The sequence below is a fragment of the Pseudoflavonifractor phocaeensis genome, from assembly GCF_021531375.1.
GTDB lineage: Bacteria > Bacillota > Clostridia > Oscillospirales > Oscillospiraceae > Lawsonibacter > Lawsonibacter phocaeensis_B.
This window is the reverse complement of the sequence record NZ_JADYTU010000011.1, coordinates 37,643-59,260: the sequence shown is the minus strand read 5'-3', so window position 1 is coordinate 59,260 and position 21,618 is coordinate 37,643. Positions and strand designations below refer to the sequence as shown.

Here is a 21,618-nt window from a genome sequence, read left to right as displayed (position 1 = left end):
CCGCCCCCTACGAAGCCATATTGTAAACCGTGCGTAGGGGGCGGCGTCCCCGACGCCCCATAATACATCCATAGACTAAAATTTACCGTATATCCACCTTAACACAGGAGGTCCCTATGCTGGACAAGCTTACCGCCATTGAGGCCAAATACAGCCAGATCCAGGCCCGCCTGGCCGCGCCGGAGACCTACGGCGATCCGGACCTGGTGGCAAAACTGAACAAGGAGCAGACCCAGCTCCAGCCCCTGGTGGAGACCTTTCGGACCTACCAACGCACCCTTGCGTCCCGGGACCAGGCCCAGGAGCTCCTTGCCGACCCGGAGATGAAGGAACTGGCCCAGGAGGAGTATCAGCAGGCCCTGGACGATCTGCCCCGGCTGGAACGGGAGCTGCAGATCCTGCTGCTGCCCCGGGACCCAAACGACGACAAAAACGTCATTGTGGAGGTCCGGGCCGGGGTAGGGGGAGAGGAGGCGGCTCTTTTTGCCCACTCCCTGTACCGCATGTACTCCATGTATGCCGAGTCCAAGGGCTGGCGCACAGAGGTGGATTCCGTCAGCGAAACGGAACTGGGCGGGATAAAGGAGATTTCCTTCACAATTGAAGGAGACGGGGCCTGGTCCCGTCTGAAGTTTGAAAGCGGCGTCCACCGGGTCCAGCGGGTGCCGGAGACCGAGTCCGGGGGCCGCATCCATACCTCCACCGCCACGGTGGCCGTCCTGCCCGAAATGGAGGCGGTGGACGTCCGCCTGAACCCGGCGGATATCGAGATGCAGGTGTTCCGCTCCTCCGGGGCGGGGGGCCAGCACGTCAACAAGACCTCCTCCGCCGTCCGGCTGATCCACAGGCCAACGGGTACCGTGGTGGAGTGCCAGCAGGAGCGCAGCCAGTTCCAGAACCGGGACAAGGCCATGCGTATCCTGGCCTCCCGGCTGTACGAGGCGGAGCAGGAGAAAATCTCCAGCGAGTATACCGACCAGCGGCGCAGCCAGGTGGGCTCCGGAATGCGGAACGAGCGCATCAGAACCTATAATTTCCCCCAGGGTAGGGTCACCGACCACCGGATCGGCCTGACCCTGTACAAGATCGACAGCGTGATGAACGGCGAGCTGGACGAGATCATCGACGCCCTGGCGGCCGACGACCAGGCCCAGCGGCTGAAAGAAAGCGTCTGAGCCGTTGTACCCAGCGCGCCGCCAGCAGACGGAGCGTGAATCAGAAATATTGTTGAAGGAGAAATCAAAATGGACCTTTTTATTCACTACAACTCTATCCCCGAGGGCAAGACTCTGGCGGATATCGTAGGTGAGCTGAACGAGGTGCTGGACGAGCACGGCATGGTCTGCGGCGGCGAGGAGAACCGTCTGGACCTGGATCTGGAGGACGAGACCATCAACCCCAAATACGCCCAGATGGCGGTGAAGGCCTATCTCCAGCGCGCCGGCTTCCCCCGGGATACCAAGGTGGAAATCGGCGGCATGGAGATCGGCATCTACGAGTAAATGACCGCTCCCGGCTGTTTTGGAGGCGTAACTGTGTACAAATATGTGATTTTTGACCTGGACGGTACTCTGCTCAACACCATCGACGATTTGGCCGATGCGGGGAATTGGGTGTGCCGGAACCACGGCTGGCCCACCCATACGGTGGAAGAGTACAAACACTTTGTGGGCAACGGCATGACCAAGCTGGCGGGGCGGTTCGCCCCGGAGGACTGGCGCACGCCGGAGCGGGTGCAGATGATTCTGGACGAGTTCATGCCCTACTACGACGCCCACAAGGCGGACAAGACCGCTCCCTACGCCGGGATGCCCCAGACCCTGGCCCGGATGAAGGCGGCGGGAGTCTCCATGGCCGTCCTCAGCAACAAGGCCGACCAGATGGCAGGCCCGGTGGTGGAGCGCTATTACCCCGGGGTGTTTCCCGTGGTACAGGGAGCTTTGCCCGACCTGCCTACCAAGCCCGATCCCACCCTGCTCCACCGGCTGATGGAGCGGATGGGCGCCGCGGCGGAGGACACCCTTTTCGTGGGGGACAGCAACGTGGATATCCAGACGGCTAAAAACGGCGGCCTCACCAGCTGCGGGGTCCTGTGGGGCTTCCGCACCCGGCAGGAACTGGAGGCCGAGGGGGCCGACTATATTGTGGATGACCCGGACAAGCTGGCGGACTTGGTTTTGGGCCGTGGGTAAGGAGATTTTACGCACAGAGCGCCTGCTCCTGCGTGAGATGGAGGACGGGGATTTTTCCGCCCTGTGCCGGATGCTCCGGGACCCGGCGGTCATGTACGCCTACGAGCATGCCTTTAGGCCTGGGACTGGCTGCGCCGCCAGCAGGAGAGATACCGCCGGGACGGCTTTGGACTGTGGGCAATGGTGGAGAAGTCCACCGGAGACATGATAGGCCAGTGCGGCATTACCTGGCAGCTCCTGGGAGACGGAACGCGGGAGCCCGAGGTGGGATATCTGCTGGAAAAAGCCGCCTGGCACAAGGGTTACGCCACCGAGGCGGCCCGGGCCTGCCGGGACTACGCCTTTGACACCCTGGGCTTTGAGGAGGTCTGCTCCATCGTCCGTGTCAACAACCTGCCTTCCCAGGCGGTGGCCCGGCGCAACGGCATGGAGGTCCGTGGGCTGTTTACCAAGCATTACTACGGCATGGACATGCCGCATCTGTTGTTCTCTGTCCGTCGGGCGGATATGAGGCAGGACCATAAATAGAATGGAAGTTTTCACCATGGAGACAAAATATCTGACAGAAAAAGATGGGGATCAGGCAGCCGCCATCCTGCGGGCGGGCGGACTGGTGGGCATCCCCACCGAGACGGTGTACGGTCTGGGGGCCAACGGTTTGGATGCCCAGGCGGTGGCCCATATTTTTGAAGCCAAGGGCCGTCCCCAGGACAACCCCCTGATCCTGCATATCCCCGAGGCCTCCTGGCTGGAGCGGTACTGCCAAAATATCCCGGCGGCGGCGTGGGCGCTGGCGGAAGCCTTCTGGCCCGGTCCCATGACCATGATCCTGCCCCGGAAGGACTTGGTGCCCGACGCGGTCACCGCCGGGCTGGACACGGTGGGGATGCGATGCCCCGCCCACCCGGTCTGCCGGGAGATCATCCGGCTGTCGGACGTGCCGGTGGCGGCTCCCTCGGGGAATACCTCGGGCCGGCCCAGCCCCACCACCGCACGGCATATGCTGGAGGATATGGATGGCAGGATCGACGCCATCGTGGACGGGGGGCCCTGCTCTGTGGGGGTGGAGTCCACCATCATTGACCTGACTTGCACGCCGCCCCGGCTGCTGCGGCCCGGCGGCATTACCCTGGAGCAGCTGCGCTCCGTTCTGGGTGAGGTGGCGGTGGACCCGGCGGTGACCCGTCTTCTGGGGGCGGGGGAGAAGCCCAAGGCTCCCGGCATGAAATACCGCCACTACGCGCCTAAGGCCCCGGTGACGGTGGTGGCCGGCGAGCCGGCCCGGAGCGCCGCCTATATCGCTGCCCACGCGGGGGAGCGCGACGGGGTCATCTGCTTTGACGAGTACATGTCCCTGTTCACGGGCCGGGCCGCGGCGAGGCCCGTCATGGACCTGGGCCCCGCCGGGGACAAGGAGGAGCAGGCCCGTCACATCTTTGACGCCCTGCGCTCCTTCGACCACACTGACGTCCCCGCCATCTGGGCCCAGTGCCCGGACAGTAAAGGAATTGGACTTGCCATTACCAACCGCCTGAACAAGGCGGCGGGGTTCCATATTATCGAAGTATAAATTCGACGCCATGAAACGTTTCCATTTTGCGTTATGAGAAAAACAATGGTTTGAGAGAGGGATGAAAATGAAAAAAACCGGATATTTTCCCTGGATCGGGCTGATTCCCATTGTCTTTGGATCCCTTTATGTCCATTCCGTTTCCATTCCCATCATTGGCTCCCTCCTGTTTATGCTGATCCCCTGGGCAATGGCCGTGTCGTGGCTCTGGATCGGCTATTGCTGCGGCCGGGACGGACGAACGTGGTTTACCTCCGTGCTGGTGGGACATTGGGGCGTACTTATCATCGTGCTTTGTGCCATCTGGCAGTTTGGATGCCTGCCCGATGAAGGCAGAAATACCATCCTTGCGGTCTTTGCCCAATATTTGATTGGTCTGGTGCCCGGCGTGATTTCCTTGGTGGTTCGTTTTACCATGGTGGACAATACCATTTCCAGTCTGCCGATCATCCTTTGGGGGACGCCGGTCACAGCGGCCGCGCTTGTGATCTTGTTTTCTCTTGGATTCTGGTTTGGACGGCGAAAGGGTGTGGAGCAGGGATGATCATCATCGGCATTACCGGCCCCACCGGGGCGGGCAAGACCACGGCCCTGCGGGTGCTGGAGCGGCTGGGGGGCGCCATCATTGACGCCGACGCCGTGTACCACCAGCTGCTGGCAAGTAATCAAGCTTTACGGCAGGAACTGGAGGACCGCTTTGGCCCTCTGACCGACGGAATGGGCCATTTTGACCGGAAGAAGCTGGGGACCATCGTTTTTGCGGACCCTCAGGCCATGAATGACTTGAACGCCATCACCCACCGCTATATCCAGGCGGAGATCCGGGGGCGGCTGGAGCAGGCGGAACGGTCGGGATGTCCTGCCGCCGCCATCGACGCCATCCGCCTGTTCGAGAGCGGGATGGCGGACCTGTGCGACGCCACTCTGGCCATCACCGCCCCGCCCGAGGTCCGTATCCGCCGCATCATGGCCCGGGAGGGCATCCCGGAGGACTACGCCCGCGCCCGGGTGGCCGCCCAGAAGCGGGACGAATATTATGTGGGAAAGTGCGGCTATACTCTGGTCAATGACTGCGCCTCCCCGGAGGAATTTGCCGCCCGGGCCGAAGCGCTGTTTGAGAAACTATTGCATACCGACATAGGATAGTCTGTTATAAGGAGGTTTTTTCAATGGAGGATAAAAAACTGACCCGGGGCGAGCAGCTGCGGAAGGCCCTGGTCTACGACAAGAAGAACGGCTACGACCGTCTGCTGCCCGGGGAACTGGAGGCCATGGAGGACTACTGCACCGGCTACAAGCAGTTTTTGGACGCGGGCAAGACCGAGCGGGAGTGCGTGGACCGCACCATCGCCCTGGCCGAAGCCGCCGGCTTCCGCCCCTACGCCCGGGGGATGGAACTGAAGGCCGGGGACAAGGTGTACTGTTCCAACCGCGGAAAGGCCATTATGCTGGCGGTCATGGGCCGGAAGGGGCTGGACCAGGGCGTCAACATCGGGGCGGCCCATATCGACTCTCCCCGGCTGGACCTGAAGCAGAATCCCCTGTATGAGACCGAGGAGATGGCCTTTTTCAAGACCCACTACTACGGCGGCATCCGCAAGTACCAGTGGGTGACCATCCCCCTGGAGCTCCACGGTGTGGTAGCCCTGAAGAGCGGCCAAAATATCCGGGTGTCTGTGGGCAACGGGGAGGGGGACCCCTTGTTCACCATTGACGACCTGCTGCCCCACCTGGGTGCGGAGCAGTCCAAAAAGCCCCTGGGCGAGGCCATCCCTGCCGAGAATCTGAACATCCTGGTGGGCAGCCGCCCCCTGGCCGACGACGAGGGCAGCGACCGGGTGAAGATCGCCGTTCTGGAGCTGCTGAACCGGAAATACGGCATTGTGGAGGAGGACTTCATCTCCGCTGAGCTGTGTGCCGTCCCCGCCTTCCGGGCCTGCGACATCGGCTTTGACCGCTCCCTCATCGGCGCCTACGGCCACGACGACCGGGTGTGCGCCTACGCCGCTCTGGCCGCCCTCCTCCAGCTGGGCACCCCCGAGCGCACCGCTGTGTGCATGCTGGCCGACAAGGAGGAAATCGGCTCCGAGGGCGTGTCCGGCATGAAGTCCGCCGCCTTCGACACCTTCATGGCCGACCTGTGCGCGGGCCAGGGCGTGCTGCCCCGGGTCTGCTATGAGAAGTCCTTCTGCCTGTCTGCCGACGTGACGGCGGCCTACGACCCCAACTTTGCCGAGGTCTATGAGAAGCGCAACAGCGCCTTGATCAACTACGGTATGGGCCTGTGCAAGTACACCGGAGCCCGGGGCAAGTCCGGGGCCTCCGACGCCTCCGCCGAACTGGTGGCCTATGTCCGCCGGGTGCTAGACAACGCCAACGTGGCGTGGCAGATGGCCGAGCTGGGCAAAGTGGACGCCGGCGGCGGCGGCACCGTGGCCGTCTATATGGCCGAGCGGAATATCGACACCCTGGACGCCGGTGTTCCCGTTCTGTCCATGCACTCTCCCTTCGAGACAGTGGCCAAGCTGGACTGCTATATGACCTTCAAGGGTATGAAGGCGATCTTCGAGGCGGTATAAGCAACAATTTACAGCAGAAAGCGGAAACACCTCCGCCGGCACAGCCGGCGGAGGTGTTTCTTTTTTAGCTTTTCACCACCGCGTGGAGCAGGGACCAGACCGACCAGGCCAGAGCCCCCAGGGTCATGAGCCCCAGCAGGGGGAACAGCCAGTCTACAATGGTGTACTGTTTCCAGGGAAGCAGCTGGGGGGAGAAGCAGACCAGCATCCAGACTGCCCAGAACACCCACAGGGATTTGCCGCCGAACCGCTGGATCATGGCCCCGATGATGATCCCCAACGCCATGCAGCCCAGGGCAATGAGAAGGAACCACCACCAGTCCAGTGTGAAGTCTTCGATGAACAGCTGATGGGCCCGGAGCGCGGCCTCCCCGGCGGACCAGCCGGTTACCGGAATGGGGGGAATCTCGTCCATCACGATATACTCCCGGCCGGACAGCCAGAGCCAGAAGTGAGGGGCAAAGAGCCGCTCCAACCAGGCAAGCAGGACGGCCAGCCCCATGGCAAACAGGGCCTCGAACCCGGCGACCCCAAGGGACAGCCCCAGGGCCCGACACCGGGTCTGGCCAAAGCGGAGGGCTTGGTCAAAGGTGACCGCAACATGGGACGCTGATACGAACAGAATCAGGATGCCAGCCGTAATGGGCAGCAGGATACCGGAGAGCAGAAGGCTGCTCCCCTCCCCGGACAAGCGCACCGCCACGGCGGTGATGATGTGGAGGAGCAGGAATACCCCGCCGATCACGCCCCCGCACAGCAGCAGGTCGTCGGCGTTGAGCCGGATCAGTTTTTTCAGCATCGTATTCACCTCACAACAAAACGGTGGACCGTCCGCCAGATCAGAAGCTCGCATACCGCGATCACCGCCACCGCCCCATAAGTAAGAATGGTGGCGGTCAGGGCCCCGGGGGTGCCGGGCTGGGAATCCGAGCAGATCAGCAGCACCATAGTGGCGGCGATCCCACCTAAAATAGTGAAGATTATGAGCAAGACGCCCCAACCTTTGGAACGGACATAGAGAAGCCCGCACAGGCAGCCCAGCGTCATGATGGCCAGACAGGCCAGGGGATACTGCCAATTGGTCAGACCGCCCAGGGACATGAGAATGCTCCAGCGGTCCACGCTGGTCCAGGCGAACAGGTCGGGGATGGCGGACATGACCGCCTGGAGGGCCCAGCACACCCCGGCGTACAGCAGCAGGACCCCCTGAATGGCGAAAAAGAAGTCCCGCCGGCGCGCCCCGAAGGACAGGGCCAGATTCAGATTGCTGGTACACAGGGCGTAGGAAAAGAGAAACAGCATGATGAGGGTCAGCAGGGGGAAGGTGCCAAAGTAGGTGCGGAACAGGTTGTTCGCCCCCTGGGGCACTCCGGTGAGATAAGCTCCGGCGATGACGATGGCCGCGAAGCCCAGGATGGCGCCCAGGTTGATCCAGGCAAACTGGAGCAGGTATTTGAAGGACTTGACCATACCGCCGCCCCCTTACTGGGCGTCTCCGTGGCCGCAGAGAGCCACAAAGACGTTTTGCAGGTTCATGGGGGACACGTCCACGTCGGCGGACAGAGCGGCCTCCAGCTTGACACCGCCGCCCCGGACGGCGGCGGTCTTGTGCCGGCCCATCTGGTGGGTGGACAGCACCTCCAGCCCCCGGCACACCTCGTCCACCACGTCCTCCCGGCCGGAGACATAGCGGAACTGGTCGATGAGCTCCTCGGTGGGACAGTTTTCGATGATCTTTCCCTCGTCCAGAATGATGACCTGCTCAAAGACGGAGGCGGCCTCCTCGATGATGTGGGTGGATACAATAAAGGTGCGATTCGTCTGGGCATAGTCCTCCAGCAGCAGCTGGTAGAACCGCTCCCGCATGACCACGTCCAGCCCCGCCGCCGGTTCGTCCAGAATGGTGATGGGAGCCCGGCTGGCCAGGGCGATGAGGATGGTCACCATGGACATCTGGCCCTTGGACAGCTGGCAGATCTTTTTCTTGGGCTCCAGCTTGAACTCGGCCAGCAGCCGGCCGGCATACGCCTGATCCCAGTTGGGATAGTAGATGGCCGCCGACTTCAGATAGTGCTTGACTTTCAGATTGTTCTGGCCGGAGAACAGAGTGGGCTGCAGCTCCCGGGAGAAGCAGATGTTGTCCAGGGCCCTCTGATTCTCCCACACAGGCTGATCGTCATAGGTGACCTCACCTTGATCCAGAGTGTTCTGGGCGGTGAGAATGCCCAGCAGGGTGGTCTTGCCCGCCCCGTTGCGGCCGATGAGGCCGTAGATTTTCCCCGGCTCAATGGTCAAGTCCAGGTTGTGGAGCACCTCTTTTTTTCCGTAGGACTTATAAACTCCCCGGGCCGATAAAACAGCTGTGTTCATTTCTCTTCTCCTTCCTTGACGGCCTGCCGGACCATGGCCAGCAGTTCCTCTTCTGAGAGAGCCAGGGAGGCCCCCTCCTTTACCATCGGTCTGACAAAGCCGTCGTAAAAGGCGGCCTTCCGTTTTCTTCTCACGGTCTCCTCCGCGCCCGAGGCCACGAACATGCCGATGCCCCGTTTTTTATAGAGGACGCCGTCGGCCACCAGCAGATTGATGCCCTTGGCTGCCGTGGCCGGATTGATGTTGTAGCCCCGGGCCAGCTCGTTGGTGGAGGGGACCTGTTCCTCCTCCCGATAGACGCCCCGGAGGATGTCGTCCTCCAGCATCTGAGCGATTTGCAGATAGATCAATGATTGGTCATTCAGTGTGCCGCGCACGCGCTCACCTCCTAAAGTTTGCTAGTTCATTACTCATGTAATTAACCATACAACAAAAGGACAATTCTGTCAATACCAGAAAATAAATTTTAGTTTATGGATGTATGAGGGGGCGTCGGGGACGCCGCCCCCTACACACGGTACATATGGCTTCGTAGGGGGCGGCCTCTGGACGCCCCGCCCGTAGGGCGGCCCCTTGGGGCCGCCGCCAAAATGGCAGCCGTCGGACGGCGGGGGACGATTCTCCCCGTCGGGGGGAAATGGCCGAAGGCCAAAAGGGGGAGGGATAAGCCTCCGCCCTACCAAGCCCTCACCCTACATGAAACGATAAACTAAAATTTATCTGTAGAATATCGTTGAAAAGGCGTACAAACTTTTCTTTGAAAAAACCATATGCTTTTTTCGGGAATTGTGGTATGATGATAAATAGGACTTTTATAAGTTGCCCCGGGCCCCGGGGAGACGGGAAAGGAGTGGACGGTATGGGCAAAAAGTGGAGACGGCTTATGCTGCCGGCGGCGCTGCTGTTGCTGCTGTCCGGCTGTCTGTTCCGTCCGCCGGACGAGCTGTACAGACGGCCGGAGAAGTCGGCCGGCTACGACCAGTTGGCGACGGCCATTCGGGGGGTGCGCTCCAGTCTGGAGGCGGAATTCGGGGTCTCCACCGAGGACGCGGTCATCGTCTCCGGAGACAATACAGCGGCTATCCAGCTTCAGGATCTGGACGGCGACGGCGTGCGGGAGAGCGCTTTGACCTTTATCCGTGTCCCCGGCGTGGAGAAGTCGCTGAAGATCTACATATTCCAGCAGGTCGGAGAGAACTACCAGGTTACCGGACTGGTGGAGGGGGCTGGCGCGGCCATTTATTCCATCGACTACGCCGACCTGAACGGAATGGGCAGCAAAGAACTGGTGGTCAATTGGCAGGTCAGCGCCGGTGTCTACCAGCTGGGCGCCTATACCCTGGACGAACTGGAGCTCCCGGCCTCGTCCACAACGGCCATGGCAAATCAATTCCAGGACCGTTCCAAGCTGCTGGCTACCGAGCTGCTGCTGACCAGCTGCAGCGGAGCCAGCGAGGGGACCAACAGCTATTCCAGCGGCTGCCGTCTGCTGGATATTGACCAGGATACCCGGATCGAGATCGCCGTGGTCCGCATTGAGTCCGCCGGCGCGGGCAGTACGGTAGAGCTCTACGGCTGGCAGGACGGCGCTTTCACCAGTCTGAGCAGCGCCAGCCTGTCGGCGGGGGTTGTGACCCTGAACCGGATGCGCTCCAACTACCTCAGCGGAGACTATTTCCCCCCCGCCCTTTATGTGACCTGCACCATGGCCGACGGCAGCAAGACCATCGACGTGCTGGCCTACCGGGACGACCGCCTTGTCAATCTCTCTCTGGACGAGACGGGTGTCAGCGAAAACCACTTGACAGGCTATGCGGATGTAAGTCTCAGCGACGTCAATTCTGATTCTGTGCTGGAGCTGCCGTCGCTGCGGCCCCTGCCGCCCTCCGGGGAGACGGGCGCCGTCAACTTCTGGCTCATTGACTGGAGCCAGTACAATGAGAAAGGTCAGTGCGTCAAAGTCATGACCACCTATCACAACGCGGCGGACAGCTGGTATCTGGAGATCCCGGACAGCTGGAATGAGCAAATTACCATTTCGAGAAACGATTCCCTCAGCGGCCAGAGACAGGTCATCTTTTCCTACTGGCAGGGGAAGGACGAGCAGCCGGTGCCCTTCCTGAGTATCTACCGGCTCACGGGGAGCAACCGGAGTATCCGGGCCGAGGAGGATGGCCGCTTCATCCTGCGGGAGGAAGGCGAGGTCATCTATGCCGCTAAATTCTATGACTGTGCCTGGGACTGCGGCTTGGGCCAGTCGGAGCTGCTGGAGCGGTTCAAGACCATCCAACCCAGCTGGTATAACGATTAACGAGGACGGTCAGAACGGAGGAGAAGACCATGAGAAAGATATTGGTGCTGGAGGATGAGGAAAACATCCGCAGCTTTGTGGTCATCAATCTGAAGCGGGCGGGCTATACCACCATCGAGGCCGGGACTGGCGAAGAGGCGCTGACGGCCCTGAAGGCAAACCCGGACATCAAGGTGGCGCTGCTGGACATCATGCTGCCGGATATTGACGGCTTTGAAGTCTGCCGCCGCATTCGGGCCATGGACAATAAGATCGGGATTATCATGCTCACCGCCCGTACCCAGGAGATGGACAAGGTCACCGGCCTGATGACCGGCGCCGACGACTATGTGACCAAGCCCTTCTCGCCGGCGGAGCTGACCGCCCGGGTGGACGCCCTGTACCGGCGGACCGGAGGCGATATCGAGTCGGCGGCCGCCGATGAGATCAGCGCGCCGCCCTTCCTGCTGAATACCCGCAACCGCACCCTGGAGAAGAACGGACAGCGGGTCAAGCTGACCCAGGTGGAGTATTCCATCGTGAAGCTGTTCATGGAGAACCCGGGAAAGGCCCTGTCCCGTGAGGAGATCATGGATACGGTGTGGGGAAAGGACTACTTCGGCGAGTTGAAGATCGTGGACGTGAATATCCGCCGCCTCCGCATCAAGATCGAAGACAATGCACAGAAGCCGGCCTACATCAATACGGTGTGGGGCTATGGCTATAAGTGGGGCAGCTGAGCGCTGACAGAGCGCCAATGAGCTGAAAATACGGCATCTTGAATCACAAAGGGGGTGGAGAGATGGCCAAAAATACAGAACTGAAGGACAAGGGAAAAATCCGGGGCATCCGGAAGCGCTGGCTGCTGAACAGCGTCAGCGTGGTGCTGTTGATCCTCGCCCTGACACTGGGGACCTTCGCCGCGGCCCTCTGGAATTACTATTACTCCGGGACAGTCAATGATCTCATGGGAAAGGCCAGCTCGGCGGCCTCCAGCTTCCGCAACTATACCCGGACCCAGTACTGGGCGGCGGCCCAGCAGACCGTCAACAACTATGAGGAGAAGAGCCAGCTGGAGCTGCAGTTTTTGGACGCCTCTGGGGCGGTGGTGTACTCGGGCAACGACCTGACCGCCGGCACGACCCCCGGGACCCCGGATATTCAGAACGCCCTGGCAGACCAGATGACCTCCTATTGGGTGGGCCGTGACAGCACCACGGGAGAGCGGATCGCCGCCGTCTCCAGCCCGGTGGTCTACCAGGGGCTGACCGTGGGTCTGATCCGGTACGTCACCTCCCTGTCCGGCATCGACCGTCAATTCATCGTCTCCATGGCGATCATCACGGTTATTGGGCTGGCCATCTTTGCGATGGTATACTTTTCCAACCTCTACTTTGTCCGTTCCATTGTGGAGCCCTTGGCCAGCATCACCGAGACGGCCCGCCTCATTGCCGACGGCAGCTACGGCGTACAGATCGAAAAAAAGTTTGACGACGAGGTCGGGGAGCTGACCGACACCATCAACGATATGTCTCTGAAGATCAAGCAGTCGGAGAAGACCCAGTCGGAGTTCATCTCCTCCGTCTCCCATGAGCTGCGTACTCCCCTCACCGCCATCACCGGCTGGGCGGAGACCATTCAGAGCGGGGAGCTCCGGGACCCCCGGGACGTGAAAAAGGGGATGGACATCATCGTGTCCGAGGCCCGTCGCCTGACCAATATGGTGGAGGAGCTGCTGGAGTTCTCCCGCATTGAGGACGGCCGCTTCACCCTGTCGGTGGAGCCCCTGGACCTGAAGGCGGAGCTGGAGGACGCGGTGTATACCTATAAGGAGTTTTTCCGCAAGGAGGGCATCGACCTCACCTACCAGGACTGCGAGGAGGAGATGCTGCCCATCTCCGGCGACCCGGAGCGCCTGCGCCAGGTGTTCTGCAACCTGCTGGACAACGCGGCCAAGCACGGCGGCTCCGGCAAGCGGATCGACGTGTCCATCCACCAGGAGATCCTGGAGGCGGTCATCCAGATTCGGGACTACGGCCCCGGCGTCCCGGTGGAGGAGCTCCCTTTCATCAAAAACAAGTTCTACAAGGGCAGTTCCAAGGCCCGGGGGTCCGGTATTGGCTTGGCGGTGTGCGAGGAGATCATCACCCGCCATGAGGGGACCTTGGACATCGGCAACGCCGAGGGCGGCGGATGTGTGGTCACCATCCGGCTGCCAATTGAAACATAAGTTCTATTTTCCCCTTGCTATTTCCCGGGCAATTTGATACAATGTCTCTGGAAAGGCGCGATACAAAAGGAGTACCTGATTCAATGGAAGAAAAAGAAAAACAAACCCAGAACACCTGCGCCCGGGCGACCTGCTCCAAGGGCTTTAAGACCATGTGCGGCGGCCAGGCCCTCATCGAAGGAATCATGATGCGGGGCCCCAAGAAGCAGGCGGTGGTGGTCCGCAGACCGGACGGAGAGCTGGAGATCCAGGAGAAGGAACTGAAGCTCATCAAGGAGCGGCATCCCGTGCTGGGGTGGCCGCTGATCCGGGGCGTGGTCAATTTCTGTGACTCCATGTATAACGGAGTTACCGCTCTGATGTACTCCGCGGAGTTTTTCCCGGAGGAGGGAGAACCCTCCAAATTCGAGGCCTGGCTGGAAAATAAGCTGGGCAGCGAGAAGGCCACCGGCTTTTTTACCACCCTGGCGGTGATTCTGGGCATCGGTATGTCGGTGGGCCTGTTTTTCCTGCTGCCCACCCTGCTGGGTACGGCGGTCACCTGGGTCACCGACTCCATGGTGGCCCGGAATCTGGCGGAGAGTATCCTGAAGATCGTGATCTTTATCGGCTATCTGGCCCTGTGTTCCCGGATGAAGGAGATGCGCCGGGTCTTTTCCTACCACGGCGCGGAGCACAAGACAATCTTCTGTTACGAGTCCGGCCTGCCCCTCACCGTGGAAAACGTGCGAAAGCAGCCCAGACACCATCCCCGCTGCGGCACCAGTTTCCTGTTTGTGGTGATCTTTGTCTCCATCCTGGTGTCCACGGTGGTCTTTGCCATCTGGCCGATCCATAATGTACTGCTGCGGATGCTGGCCCATCTGGTCATGCTGCCCGCCATCGTGGGGGTCAGCTATGAGTTCAACCGCTGGGTGGGCCGCCACGACGGCCCCATCACCAGAGTCCTGGTGGCCCCCGGCCTGTGGCTGCAAAATTTCACCACCTTCGAGCCCGATGACTCCATGATCGAGGTGGGGATCAAGGCCCTGGAGCTGGTGCTGCCCGAGGAAAAGGGCGCGGACGCGTGGTAACGTTGCCGCACGCTGCATATCCCGTGCTTTATGGCAAGCTTAAACATCATGCCGCCCATCCTTTGTGAATGGGACCCACTGCGTTGGGTTCCATTTTGATAGCCGCCTGGGGGCGGGACGAAGGACGGGGAGAAAATAAAATTGCAGAACCAAATGCCGGTGGGGTATGAATGTGCCCCCGCCTGCCTTCCTTCTGCATGTTGTACTACCGAATGGGGTGATTTTATGGCGACCACCTACAATAACCTATTCCTGGACACCCGCGCCCGGCTGAAAAAGGCCGGGATCGAGGCGGCTCAGCTGGAGGCCCGGGAGCTGGTGTGCTATGCCGCTGACAAGAGCCGGGAGCAGCTGTACCGGGACATGTCCCTGTACGTCTCCGCCGAGCTGGAGAAGCGGGTGGACGATCTGGTCCGCCGCCGTCTGGCCGGGGAGCCGGTGGCCTATATCATCGGGGAGTGGGAGTTTTACGGCCTGCCTCTGGACATCAGCCAGGAGGTCCTGATCCCCCGGACGGACACCGAACTGCTGGCCGAGCGGGGCATCGCCCGGGCCAAGGAGGCCGGCGAAGGCGCCCGAGTGCTGGACCTGTGCGCCGGCAGCGGCTGCGTGGGTCTGGCGGTGGCCGCCAATGTACCCAACTGCCGCGTGGTGCTGGGGGAGCTGTCCGAGGGGGCGCTGCGCACCTGCAAGCAGAACGTCCGCCGCAACCAGCTCAACGCCCGGGTCACCTGTCTGTCGGTGGATGCTCTGGAGGCGCCCAGTTCCGCCCTGTGGGATTTTGACGTCATCGTGTGCAACCCGCCCTATATCCCCACCGGAGATATTGACGGCCTGGAGCCCTCTGTCAAGGATTACGAGCCCCGCATGGCCCTGGACGGGGGAGAGGACGGCCTGGACTTTTACCGGGTCATTGCCGCCAAGTGGAAATCCGCCCTGCGGCTGGGGGGCGCTCTGGTCTTTGAGGTGGGCATCGGACAGGCCCCTCAGGTGGAGGACATTCTGGCCCAGAACGGCTATGAGAATATCCAGACCGCCCAGGATACCCAGGGTATCTGGCGGGTGGTGGAAGGAACCGTCAACAGTTAGGAATTGCGGCTGACATAACATGTTGGGCGGTGCCACGGCCTGTCGTGTCCGTCTCAATGTTGATTGACTTGACAGGGGGGTGCCCCCGCTGCCTGAGGCGGCATATGTCTCACGATTAAAAGTCCGTTTTATGGGACAACGAATATGATAAACTAAGGACGAAAACCAAAGACGCGCCGGATAGGCGGCGCTGGAAAGGACGAATGGTTATGGCAACAAAAAAGCCCTCCGTGGAGGCGGCGTCCCCCGCGTCTGATAAGAAGAAAGCCATCGAGACCTGCATGGCCCAGATCGAGCGGGCCTACGGAAAGGGCTCTATCATGCGTTTGGGGGAGAACACGGGCATCGTGGTGGAGTCCATCCCAACCGGTTCTCTGTCGCTGGACATCGCCTTGGGTATCGGCGGCGTCCCCAAGGGCCGCATCATCGAGATCTACGGCCCCGAGTCTTCCGGTAAGACCACGCTGGCCCTCCACATTCTGGCGGAGGCCCAGAAGCGGGGAGGCGAGGTGGCTTTCATCGACGCCGAGCACGCCCTGGACCCCAGCTACGCCCGGGCTTTGGGCGTGGATATCGACTCCATGCTCATCTCCCAGCCCGATACCGGTGAACAGGGACTGGAGATCTGTGAGGCTCTGGTCCGTTCCGGCGCCATCGACGTGGTGGTAGTGGACTCGGTGGCCGCTCTGACTCCCCGGGCGGAGATCGAGGGCGACATGGGCGACTCCCATGTGGGCCTGCTGGCCCGGCTGATGAGCCAGGCCCTGCGGAAGCTGGCCGGCTCCATTGCCAAGACCAACTGTATCGTCATCTTCATCAACCAGCTCCGGGAAAAGGTGGGCGTCATGTACGGCAACCCCGAGGTGACCACCGGCGGCCGGGCGCTGAAGTTCTATTCCTCTGTCCGCATTGATGTGCGCCGCATCGAGGCCATCAAGGTGGGCGGCGAGGTGGTGGGCAACCGCACCCGGGCCAAGATCGTGAAGAACAAGGTGGCGCCCCCCTTCCGGGAGGCGGAGTTCGAGATCCTCTACGGCGAGGGCATCTCCAAGTGGGGCGAGCTGGTGGATCTGGCCGTGAAGCTGGATATCATCCAGAAGTCGGGCTCCTGGTTCGCCATGGGCGATATGCGGATCGGCCAGGGCCGGGACGCCGCCCGCCAATATCTGAAGGACAATCCGGAGGTGGCTGAAGAGGTGGAGGCCCAGGTACGTGCCAACGCCTTCAAGCTTATGAGCAAGCAGTCCCAGGTGGCCGCCCGGGCCGCCGGTCGGGCGGTGGACGTGTCCGCCGACGACTTTGAGGACGGCGCCGACGAATAAGCCCCATGGTTATCCAGGAACTCAAACCGTCCAAACGGATCGAGGGCCGATGGCTGGCCGTGCTGGAGGACGGCTCCATCCTGCGCCTGGGGGAGAGCGAGGTCATCGACTTTGCCCTGTATGCCGGGAAGGAACTGACCGACCGGGAGGCGGAGGCTCTGTTGGACTCCGTCCGACGCAGCGGCCTGAAGGAAAAAGCACTGGACCTGCTGACAAGAAAGCCCCAGTCCCGAAAGGAACTGGAGCGGAAATTGAAGGAGTGGGGCGCGGGGGAGGCGGAGTCCGCCGTCCTATGCGACCGGATGGAGGAGCTGGGCTACCTCAACGACGCCTCTTACGCCGCCCAGGTGGTCCGCTACTACTCTGCCAAGGGGTTCGGGGAGAAAAAGCTCCGGGACGAGCTGTACCGCCGGGGAGTTCCCAGGGAAATGTGGGACGACGCCCTGGAGCAGGCTCAGGACCCCGCCGAGGCCATCGACGCCTTTGTGACCAAAAAGCTGGCGGGAAAGGACCTGGACCGAAAGCAGATGCAAAAGGTGTCCGCCGCCCTGGCCCGCCGGGGCTATTCCTGGTCGGACATCAACGACGCCCTGCGGCGCTACGGGGCCGAGACCGGGGAGGACTATTGAGGGTCCAGCAAAATGGAGGCGGTCAGCTGGCCGCCCATGCGTACGCCGTCCTGGAAAGCCTCCAGCTGGCGGCCGTTCAGAATGACCCGCAGATTGCCCCGCAGCGTTTTGACAAAATCCTCCCCCAGCGTATCGGCAACACGGTCCAGCTGCTTGTTTAGCTCCCGTTCCCTCTGGTCGGCCGGCTGGTCCAGGGGACAGGGGCGGCAGGCGCCGAAGCCTTCGCCGTAGTAAATGGCGGAAATGTAATCAAACATAATCTGCCTCCCAATGTGATATGCACTCAAAATTTACCTGTAAGTAGATTATAATCTACTTACAGGTAAAAGTCAAGGGGATTGGTATGGATAAGCAGAATGTTTTGGGTGAGCGAATTTACCAACTGCGGAAGGCCAACGGGCTTAGTCAGAAAGAATTAGGTGAGGCGATTGGCTTGTCCCATAAGGCTATCAGTACGCTTGAAAGTGGTACCCGTGGGACGACAGTGGATAAATTGGTTGAATTGGCTTATTATTTTCATGTCTCCACTGATTATCTCCTGGGCATCACCGACGATCCCGTTTGGCGGGGCAAGTAAATCGCTCCCGTCCCGCCGCAGCGGAACAAAGGCTCCCTTCGCAAAGGGCCGATTCCCCCTTTCAGGGGGAAATGGCCGAAGGCCAAAGGGGGTAGGGACGCTGTCGCCGCCGAAGGCGGTGACTGAGGGTTTTCTCTTTCCCCCTGCCGGGTATTAAAATTAGAAAAGAAAATCCCCCGGCCCTTCGGGCCACCCCCTTTTGTGAAAGGGGGCTTAAGTAGTGCGGCACGGAGCCCATCCGAACGGGCAGTAACAGGAGTAGGAGGGGATCGTATGGCAATCGTACCCTATAAAAATTCCCTGCAAAGGCCGGCCCGCGAACTCAGAAAAAACATGACTCCCTGGGAGCGCAAGCTGTGGTACGAATTCCTCCGGGAACAAAAGCCCCGCTTTTTGCGTCAGAAACCCATTGGAGACTATATGTGAACTTTTACTGTCCCGCGCTTCGTCTGGCCGTGGAACTGGACGGCGGCCAGCATTTTGAACCCCAAGGGCAGGCGTATGACGCCCGAAGAACCGGAGATCTGGAGCGGTTGGGTGTAAAGGTCCTGCGCGTTTCCAACCTGGAGGTGGATCAAAATTTTCGGGGCGTCTGTGAGCATATTTTAAATTACATGAAACCATTAAGGGAGTGATCTCTTTGAACCAATACAAAGTTGCCTTTGTCTCCCTCGGCTGTGCCAAAAACCTGGTGAACACCGAGCAGATGATGGCACTGTGCCGTAAGGCGGGATACCTTGTCACCGGAGACCCCGAGGGGGCCGACGTGGCGGTACTGAACACCTGCGGCTTCATCGAGTCGGCCAAGAGCGAGGCCATCGACAATATTCTGGAACTGGCCCAGCTGAAGGACCAGGGCAAGCTGAAAAAGCTGCTGGTCACCGGCTGCCTGACCCAGCGCTATCCCGACGATATCCGCACCGAACTGCCCGAGGTGGACGGGATGCTGGGTACCGGCAGCTACACTGACGTGGTGTCCGCCGTGGAGGAACTGATGGCGGGGGAGAAGGCCGAGCACTTCGGCAACATCCATAAGACCTATGAGGACGGAGAGCGGCTGGTCACCACCCCGCCCTACACCGCCTATCTGAAGATCGCCGAGGGCTGCAGCAACGGCTGCGCTTTCTGCATCATCCCCAAGCTGCGGGGCCGTTACCGCAGCCGGTCCATGGAGGCCCTGCTGGCCGAGGCCGGAAAGCTGGCCGACTCCGGGGTGAAGGAACTCATTGTCATCGCCCAGGATATCACCCGGTACGGTCTGGACCTCCAGGACGGCAGCACGTTGGCGGGGCTGCTGAACGAGCTGTGCAAGCTGCCCTTCCACTGGGTCCGCCTGCACTACCTCTATCCCGAGGCCATCACCGACGAGCTGATCCAGACCATCGCCCGTCAGCCCAAGATCGTCCACTATCTGGACATCCCCATTCAGCACTGCAACGACGGTATCCTGAAAGCCATGCGCCGCCGCAATACCCGGGCGGAGCTGGAGGTCCTCTTTGCCCGCCTGCGGGCCGCGCTGCCCGACGTGGTGATCCGCACCTCTCTGATCTGCGGCCTGCCTGGGGAGGGAGAAGCGGAATTCGAGGAGCTGTGCGCGTTCCTGCGGGAGCAGAAGCTCCAGCGGGTGGGCGTGTTCCAGTTCTCCCCTGAGGAGGGCACCCTGGCCGCCGCCATGGAGGACCAGGTGGACCCGGAGACCGCCCAGCGCAGGGTAGAGCTGGTGGTGGACCTCCAGTCCCGGATCATGGACGCCTACAACGAGGAGCGGCTGGGCACCGTCATGGAGGTGCTGTGCGAAGGCTTTGACAGCGCTGAGGGCTGCTATGTGGGCCGGACCTACGCCGACTCGGTGGACATCGACGGCCGGGTGCTGTTCACCGCCGCCGGGCTGGTGCCGGCCGGGGAGTTCGTCAACGTGCGGATCACCGGCGTCTCCGACGGCGACCTGACCGGAGAGATCGAGGAGTAAGGATTTGCCGCACCGGTGCGGGTTGACGTATCCTCTAAATTTGAAAAGGAAAATTTGGAAAATCTGCACTGGAAGCGGCGAGTACTTTTCGATATAATGGAGAAGAACTGCCTGCGTTCTCCGTGAAAAGCGGAGGACAGCGGCGCCGCCCGACCCGCCCGCCGGGGAGATACTATGGAATGCTCCCGGCACAGAACCAATCAAAAGGAGATTTCGACCAATGAATACCGCCAATAAGCTGACCATGCTGCGGGTGCTGATGATCCCCGCGTTTCTGCTGGTGCTCTATCTGGGTGTGCCCGGAGCCAATTACTGGGCCCTGGCCATTTTTGTGATTGCCAGCCTCACCGATACCCTGGACGGATACATCGCCCGGCACTATAACCAGACCACCGATTTTGGAAAGTTCATGGACCCTCTGGCCGATAAGTGCCTGGTCACTGCCGCCATGCTTTGGTTCGTGGAGATCGGCCAGATGCCCGGCTGGGCCCTGCTGGTGGTCATTATCCGGGAGTTCGGCGTCTCCGGCCTGCGGATGGTGGCCGCGGACAAGGGCCGGGTCATCGCGGCCGGCTGGTCCGGGAAAGTCAAGACTGCCTCCACTATGGTCTGTATCGTGCTGATGCTGCTGCCCATCAGCCCCTGGATCAACAGCATCTGCGTGGCGGTCATCGTGCTGACCACCATTTACTCCGGCGTGGAATATTTTATGAAGAACCTGGATGTGCTGTCTCAGGTGAAATAAGTGCCCCGGCTTTGACCGCGGGGGCACCTGCGGACCAACGGAGGTTTTTATGGAAGCCAATTTTAAGCAGTCCCATTGGAGGGAGACGGCCATCCGTCTGCTGGCCGTTGTGGCCGCGTCTCTGATTTTTGCCATCAACCTGAAAAGCTTTGTGCAGACGGGCGACCTGTTTCCCGGCGGATTCAGCGGGGTCACCCGACTGATTCAGCGCAGCGCCCTGAAATACGCGGGGGTGGAGCTGCCCTACGGTCCCATCAACCTGCTGCTCAACGCGGTGCCTGCGTTCATTGGATGGAAGATGATCGGCAAGCGGTTCACCCTGTATTCCTGCCTGGCTATTGTGCTGACCAGCGTCTTCACCGACCTGATGCCCTCCTTGCCCATCACCGAGGATATTTTGCTGATCTGCGTCTTTGGCGGCATCATCAACGGCTTTGCCGCCAGCCTGTGTCTGCTGACCCGGGTGAGCGCGGGCGGCACGGATTTTATCGCCATCGCCCTGGCGGAGCGGAAGAACGTGGACGCCTGGAACTACATCCTCTGCGGGAATGTAGTGATCCTGGCCATAGCCGGACTCCTGTTCGGCTGGGACCGCGCCCTGTACTCCATTATTTTTCAGTTTACCACCACCCAGGTGATACGCCTCATGGACCCGGATGGAAGACGGGCCACGCTGTTCATTGTCACTGGCCGGGAGAGCGCCGGGGGCGTCTGCGCCCAGATCCAGGATACCAGACATACCGCCACTCTCATCGAGGGAGTGGGCCTGTATAACGGGGAGCCCTGCGTGATGATCTACTCGGTGGTGGCTTACAGCCAGATCCGCAGCCTGACCCGTAAGGTGCGGCAGGCGGACCCCCACGCCTTCGTCAACGTGATCCGGACGGATAAGCTGGCAGGCAATTTCTACCGCAGCCCCCGGGACTAAGCCCATATTTAAGCTTGATATTCAGAAGAAAAGCCGCCCTGCTGACAAGCAGGGC

The 21,618-nt window shown here is 61.0% G+C and carries 24 protein-coding genes and 1 pseudogene; 20 read left to right on the top strand and 5 right to left on the bottom strand.

The annotated features are described in order from the left end of the window. The first annotated feature begins 116 nt into the window (after window positions 1-116). From prfA to I6E39_RS05690, 8 genes are all read left to right on the top strand, one after another. Window positions 117-1,175 (top strand): peptide chain release factor 1, encoded by a 1,059-nt coding sequence (gene prfA / locus I6E39_RS05725; protein ID WP_235380654.1) that lies wholly within the window; start codon window positions 117-119, stop codon window positions 1,173-1,175. 69 nt (window positions 1,176-1,244) lie between these two features. Then, window positions 1,245-1,502, top strand: coding sequence for a hypothetical protein (locus I6E39_RS05720; protein WP_235380653.1), 258 nt, complete (start codon window positions 1,245-1,247; stop codon window positions 1,500-1,502). A 33-nt stretch (window positions 1,503-1,535) separates the two neighbouring features. Next, window positions 1,536-2,192: an HAD family hydrolase gene (locus I6E39_RS05715; protein WP_235380652.1), complete on the top strand. Its 657-nt coding sequence runs from the start codon at window positions 1,536-1,538 to the stop codon at window positions 2,190-2,192. A 129-nt stretch (window positions 2,193-2,321) separates the two neighbouring features. Then, entirely contained in the window at window positions 2,322-2,720 is a 399-nt protein-coding gene (locus I6E39_RS05710; RefSeq protein ID WP_338127119.1) for a GNAT family N-acetyltransferase, read from the top strand. A 16-nt stretch (window positions 2,721-2,736) separates the two neighbouring features. After that, window positions 2,737-3,762 (top strand): L-threonylcarbamoyladenylate synthase, encoded by a 1,026-nt coding sequence (locus tag I6E39_RS05705; protein ID WP_235380651.1) that lies wholly within the window; start codon window positions 2,737-2,739, stop codon window positions 3,760-3,762. 67 nt (window positions 3,763-3,829) lie between these two features. Beyond that, window positions 3,830-4,306: a hypothetical protein gene (locus tag I6E39_RS05700; RefSeq protein WP_235380650.1), complete on the top strand. Its 477-nt coding sequence runs from the start codon at window positions 3,830-3,832 to the stop codon at window positions 4,304-4,306. Further along, window positions 4,303-4,908 (top strand): dephospho-CoA kinase, encoded by a 606-nt coding sequence (gene coaE, locus I6E39_RS05695; RefSeq protein ID WP_235380649.1) that lies wholly within the window; start codon window positions 4,303-4,305, stop codon window positions 4,906-4,908. Before I6E39_RS05700 ends, coaE begins: the two co-directional genes overlap by 4 nt. Window positions 4,909-4,931: 23 nt before the next feature. Then, complete coding sequence (locus I6E39_RS05690; protein ID WP_235380648.1) at window positions 4,932-6,341, top strand: aminopeptidase; 1,410 nt, start codon at window positions 4,932-4,934, stop codon at window positions 6,339-6,341. Window positions 6,342-6,405: 64 nt separating this feature from the next. On the opposite strand, the gene I6E39_RS05685 is transcribed toward I6E39_RS05690, so the two are convergent. The 4 genes from I6E39_RS05685 to I6E39_RS05670 are packed head-to-tail and all read right to left on the bottom strand — an operon-like array spanning window position 6,406 to window position 9,088. Continuing rightward, on the bottom strand, window positions 6,406-7,140 hold the full coding sequence (locus I6E39_RS05685; RefSeq protein ID WP_235380647.1) for a hypothetical protein: 735 nt from the start codon (window positions 7,138-7,140) through the stop codon (window positions 6,406-6,408). A gap of 5 nt (window positions 7,141-7,145) precedes the next feature. Further along, window positions 7,146-7,811, bottom strand: coding sequence for a hypothetical protein (locus I6E39_RS05680; protein ID WP_235380646.1), 666 nt, complete (start codon window positions 7,809-7,811; stop codon window positions 7,146-7,148). A gap of 12 nt (window positions 7,812-7,823) precedes the next feature. Then, window positions 7,824-8,711, bottom strand: a complete 888-nt coding sequence (locus I6E39_RS05675) for an ABC transporter ATP-binding protein (RefSeq protein ID WP_235380645.1) — start codon at window positions 8,709-8,711, stop codon at window positions 7,824-7,826. Then, window positions 8,708-9,088, bottom strand: a complete 381-nt coding sequence (locus I6E39_RS05670; protein ID WP_235380644.1) for a GntR family transcriptional regulator — start codon at window positions 9,086-9,088, stop codon at window positions 8,708-8,710. Before I6E39_RS05670 ends, I6E39_RS05675 begins: the two co-directional genes overlap by 4 nt. A gap of 482 nt (window positions 9,089-9,570) precedes the next feature. On the opposite strand from I6E39_RS05670, the gene I6E39_RS05665 reads away from it, so the two are divergent. From I6E39_RS05665 to I6E39_RS05635, 7 genes are all read left to right on the top strand, one after another. Then, window positions 9,571-11,022, top strand: coding sequence for a hypothetical protein (locus I6E39_RS05665; protein ID WP_235380643.1), 1,452 nt, complete (start codon window positions 9,571-9,573; stop codon window positions 11,020-11,022). Between the two features lie 29 nt (window positions 11,023-11,051). After that, the gene (locus I6E39_RS05660) at window positions 11,052-11,741 is read left to right on the top strand and encodes a response regulator transcription factor (protein WP_235380642.1); all 690 of its coding nucleotides are present in this window, start codon (window positions 11,052-11,054) and stop codon (window positions 11,739-11,741) included. 62 nt (window positions 11,742-11,803) lie between these two features. Beyond that, complete coding sequence (locus I6E39_RS05655) at window positions 11,804-13,231, top strand: sensor histidine kinase (protein ID WP_235380641.1); 1,428 nt, start codon at window positions 11,804-11,806, stop codon at window positions 13,229-13,231. An 83-nt stretch (window positions 13,232-13,314) separates the two neighbouring features. Next, complete coding sequence (locus I6E39_RS05650; protein ID WP_235380640.1) at window positions 13,315-14,304, top strand: DUF1385 domain-containing protein; 990 nt, start codon at window positions 13,315-13,317, stop codon at window positions 14,302-14,304. Window positions 14,305-14,529: 225 nt separating this feature from the next. Continuing rightward, entirely contained in the window at window positions 14,530-15,393 is an 864-nt protein-coding gene (gene prmC / locus I6E39_RS05645) for a peptide chain release factor N(5)-glutamine methyltransferase (protein ID WP_235380639.1), read from the top strand. Window positions 15,394-15,602: 209 nt separating this feature from the next. After that, window positions 15,603-16,715 carry a recombinase RecA gene (gene recA / locus I6E39_RS05640; RefSeq protein WP_235380638.1) on the top strand — a complete coding sequence of 371 codons (1,113 nt, stop codon included), beginning with the start codon at window positions 15,603-15,605 and terminating at the stop codon, window positions 16,713-16,715. A 5-nt stretch (window positions 16,716-16,720) separates the two neighbouring features. Continuing rightward, window positions 16,721-17,344, top strand: a complete 624-nt coding sequence (locus I6E39_RS05635) for a regulatory protein RecX (RefSeq protein WP_235380637.1) — start codon at window positions 16,721-16,723, stop codon at window positions 17,342-17,344. Here I6E39_RS05635 and I6E39_RS05630 read toward each other — a convergent pair. Then, the gene (locus I6E39_RS05630; RefSeq protein WP_235380636.1) at window positions 17,338-17,601 is read right to left on the bottom strand and encodes a hypothetical protein; all 264 of its coding nucleotides are present in this window, start codon (window positions 17,599-17,601) and stop codon (window positions 17,338-17,340) included. The two genes, I6E39_RS05635 and I6E39_RS05630, sit on opposite strands and share 7 nt — an antisense overlap. 86 nt (window positions 17,602-17,687) lie before the next feature. Here I6E39_RS05630 and I6E39_RS05625 point away from each other — a divergent pair, with 86 nt between their 5' ends. The 5 genes and pseudogenes from I6E39_RS05625 to I6E39_RS05605 all read left to right on the top strand — a co-directional run bounded on the left by I6E39_RS05625 (window position 17,688) and on the right by I6E39_RS05605 (window position 21,563). After that, window positions 17,688-17,921 (top strand): helix-turn-helix domain-containing protein, encoded by a 234-nt coding sequence (locus I6E39_RS05625; protein WP_235380635.1) that lies wholly within the window; start codon window positions 17,688-17,690, stop codon window positions 17,919-17,921. A 273-nt stretch (window positions 17,922-18,194) separates the two neighbouring features. Then, window positions 18,195-18,556, top strand: a pseudogene (locus I6E39_RS05620) (endonuclease domain-containing protein). Between the two features lie 5 nt (window positions 18,557-18,561). After that, on the top strand, window positions 18,562-19,890 hold the full coding sequence (rimO, locus tag I6E39_RS05615) for a 30S ribosomal protein S12 methylthiotransferase RimO (protein WP_268842202.1): 1,329 nt from the start codon (window positions 18,562-18,564) through the stop codon (window positions 19,888-19,890). Window positions 19,891-20,110: 220 nt separating this feature from the next. Continuing rightward, window positions 20,111-20,635, top strand: a complete 525-nt coding sequence (gene pgsA / locus I6E39_RS05610; protein ID WP_235380633.1) for a CDP-diacylglycerol--glycerol-3-phosphate 3-phosphatidyltransferase — start codon at window positions 20,111-20,113, stop codon at window positions 20,633-20,635. A 49-nt stretch (window positions 20,636-20,684) separates the two neighbouring features. After that, a complete protein-coding gene (locus tag I6E39_RS05605; RefSeq protein WP_235380632.1) occupies window positions 20,685-21,563 on the top strand; it encodes a YitT family protein in 879 nt (292 codons plus the stop codon). Window positions 21,564-21,618: the final 55 nt, after the last annotated feature.